Origin of the sequence: Victivallis sp. (genome assembly GCF_048170485.1) — a bacterium.
In the GTDB taxonomy this organism is placed as follows: domain Bacteria; phylum Verrucomicrobiota; class Lentisphaeria; order Victivallales; family Victivallaceae; genus Victivallis.
This window is the reverse complement of the sequence record NZ_DBEXAY010000062.1, coordinates 1-2,690: the sequence shown is the minus strand read 5'-3', so window position 1 is coordinate 2,690 and position 2,690 is coordinate 1. Positions and strand designations below refer to the sequence as shown.

Genomic DNA, 2,690 nt, shown 5'->3' with positions numbered 1-2,690 from the left:
TCTGTTTCTTCACCTTGCTGGAAACATATTCAAGATTGTTGGCCCGCATGTAAGCCTGCTCTTCGCGCTTGCAGACCGCGTTGAGCAGCGACGCCGGCATCTTCCGGACCGCCTGCCGGAGCGTCAGATAATAGCTGCCGCCCAGCTGGGCCGACGCCTCGTCAATCGTCGTGTCGAGCAGATGATGCCCGGTAACCCAGCCGAACTGCGGCTCCGCCGTGACAGAGTCGAGCGACCCTGCCTTTTTCGCAGCGAAAAGTGCGAGAAAATTTTCCGGAAGTTCCTCCGGCACATCGAACATCGTAAATGCAAACGATCCACGGTCAAACGGCATGATATCACATTCCCATATGAAGTTTTGATGAATTCGGACAGGTAATATAACGGCGGAAACGGATGATTTCAATCCGCCGGAACAAAAAAAAGCGCAGCGCTCCCGGTTGCGGGATGCTGCGCCTTCAATCGAACCGTTACTTGCCCAATCCGGGCAGTTCGATGTTCTGATTCTGACAGAGATTGAGATACTGCACGGTCGTCAGCGTCGCCGTCCCGACCATCAGGATCAGCGTGATCACCGCCATCACCAGATAAGCGGCGCTGGGCCGACGCACGTCGGCGGAATACGCGGGGCGCGGCGCCTTCACCTTCTTCTGCTTCTTCCCGGCAGCGGCGGCCTCTTCGGCCGGAGCGGCGGCTGTCTCTTCGGCCGGAGCCTCCGCACCTTCCGCCGCATCTTCCGTCTCCGGAGCCTTTTCCGGCTCTTCGGTCTCAATCTTGCCGGTCTTCTTCACCGGCGGAACCGGCGGCGGAACCGGGTGTTTCGGCGGAGCGAGCTTCACCGTCGCCTTCTCATCGACGAGATCGGAGGTGTCCAGCTCCATCGTCTTCTGAATCTCATTTTCCGGCACCAGCGCCTCGGCCGGGAGCTCCACCGTCTGCCGCGGAGCACCCTCTTCAGGCACCAGCGCCTCGGCCGAAAGTTCCACCGTCTGCTTCTGCGCCGCCGGAGCGGCGGGCGCGGCGGCCGGGGTGGCCGGAGTCTTGTGCGGCGGCCGCTGAATGCGGATCGTCGCATCATCCATGTCTTCTTTTTCGATTTTCAAACCGGCGGGCGTTGCCGCCGACGGCTTCAACACCACCGTCTTCCGGGTTCTGGTATCATCCTCCTCCCCGGCGGCCGCCGCGGCGGGGGCCGGCGTGATCTTCAAGCCGGAGGTGGCGGCTGTCGAAGGATGCAGTGCCACTGTTTTGCGGGTGGTGGTGTCCTCCGCGTCCGCGGCAGGCGCAGACGGGGTGACATGCAGCCCGGAGGCGGGCGCCACCGAGGGACGCAACACCACCGTTTTGCGGGTCTGCGTATTGGCTCCATCGAGTTGAATTCCGGCCGGAGCCGCCGGTTTGAGCACCACCGTCTTCCGGGTCTGCGTATTCTGGACATCCGGCGCGACCGGATTCACCGTCGTCGTGGTGGTCACTCCCGCGCCCTGCAGCTTGATCGGCGTATTCGCCGCCTTCTGCGGCGCCAGCGGCTTGAGTTTCACCGTGCGGCGGGTCTGGGTGTCGGCAAGGACATCGAGATTGCCGGTGTCGGTGTCGCGGCCGGTCATCGGATCCGTAATCGGGGCGGCGGCGGGCAGCTTGATCGACGAAGGCGTCACCGAGGGAGATTTCAGGCGGACAGTTTTCCGTGTCCTGGTATCGTCCTCGTTGATTCCGGGATTTTCGGTTTTCGGTTCCTGATCAGCCATGATAAACCCTTTCTCGGCATTGAATCGCAAAAAATCTGTCGTATCAGAATTTAGCCCGCGATTCCGTAAAATTCAATAGGAATCCGGGATTTATTTTCATTTTTCCGGAGCGGGCTGCTCCGGCGCGGCTTCCGGCGCGGCTTCCGCGGAGGGCTGCGCCGCCCCCACCCGGCTGGCGACGTCGCGGTATTTCGGCCGAACCTGATAGACTTCGCGGAAGCACTCCAGCGCCTTCTCCTTCTGCCCCAGCGCCTCGTAGGCCAGACCGAGACCGTAAACGGCATCCACCCGCAACTTGTCCTTCATGGTGTGAAGTTCCTTGAGCCCCTGTTCGAATTCGGCGATCGCCTCCTGCGGCTTGCCGGCGCCGACCAGACAACTGCCGAGCCGGACGTGACAGGCGGTCTTCTTCTGCGGGCTGTGAAGTGCTTCGGTATAGTGCGGGATCGCTTTTTCAAACTCGTTGCGTCCGAGATAGATCTCGCCGAGATCGTAGCGGAGCTGCGTATCGTTCGGATAGGTTTCCACCCGGGTGACGGCGCGATCGAGGCGGTACTGTTCACGCTGCTCTTCGAGCTGGGCGATCTGCGCCTCCGGCTGGTCGTAGGCGGTGGGGTTGCGCTTGAGCTCCCGGATCGCCTGATTGATCTGGGCGACGTAGGCTTTTTCGATGCTCTTGTCGAGTGCGGGGTCGAGTGCGCCGAGTTTCTTCGCGACGATCTTGAGTTCCCGCTGTGCCGCTTCGTAATCCTCGGCCACCATGTAGGCGTCGGCCAGCTTGCGACGGATATCCACGGAGTCGTTGGTCTTGAGATCTTCCGTGAATTTTTCGATCAGCATTTTCGCCTGGTCAGCGTCGTGGATCGAACCATCCATCAGCTGCTGGGTGACAGCAGCCTTGGCGTCGGCGGCCTTGCTCTGCGTGGTGCCTTCCTCCTCCCA

General features: G+C 61.5%; 3 protein-coding genes. All 3 read right to left on the bottom strand.

From position 1 onward, the window contains the following. A partial coding sequence (locus ACMLHG_RS03305) for a hypothetical protein (RefSeq protein ID WP_417169541.1) occupies positions 1-334 on the bottom strand: 334 nt, incomplete at its 3' end. A 136-nt stretch (positions 335-470) separates the two neighbouring features. Beyond that, positions 471-1,748: a hypothetical protein gene (locus ACMLHG_RS03300; RefSeq protein ID WP_417169540.1), complete on the bottom strand. Its 1,278-nt coding sequence runs from the start codon at positions 1,746-1,748 to the stop codon at positions 471-473. A gap of 96 nt (positions 1,749-1,844) precedes the next feature. Further along, a partial coding sequence (locus tag ACMLHG_RS03295) for a tetratricopeptide repeat protein (protein WP_417169539.1) occupies positions 1,845-2,690 on the bottom strand: 846 nt, incomplete at its 5' end.